The following is a 426-nucleotide window of genomic DNA, read 5'->3' on the forward strand; positions in this document are numbered from 1 at the left end:
TCAATTGAAAGTTCAGGATACCAAGCACCACCGTCACCAGCCCGCCCAGGCTCATCAACTGCGCGGTGGTCTCGTAGCGAAAGCCCAGACCGTTCTGCAGCAGGCTCGACGAAAGAAAGCCCCAGGCGCTCGCAAACATGTAATAGATGGCGTAGAACACCATGCCCATCATGAAGCGCCGCTGCAGCGTGGCCCGCAGGTCAACCCACGGCAATGGGTGGGCCGTCTGGCGAATGCCGACCCAGATGATGAGGGCCACTACGGCAATGATCGGCACCACCTGCGCGGGCGAGCCGTCGGGGTGGACAAAGCGCGCCTGCTGGAAGCCGTGCAGCGCAATCAGCGCCGCCAGCCCAAATGCGATGGCTGCGGGCCAGTCGAGCGAGGCGAAATCTCCCTTGCGTTCGTGCACCTTCGGGTGCGGAT

General features: G+C 62.9%; 1 protein-coding gene. It reads right to left on the reverse strand.

Translation table 11 applies throughout. The features are described 5' to 3' along the window. Window positions 1-426: hypothetical protein (locus D7X12_RS45770; RefSeq protein ID WP_208719655.1), on the reverse strand; the 426-nt coding region annotated here is incomplete at both ends.

Source organism: Corallococcus sicarius (assembly GCF_003611735.1).
GTDB lineage: Bacteria > Myxococcota > Myxococcia > Myxococcales > Myxococcaceae > Corallococcus > Corallococcus sicarius.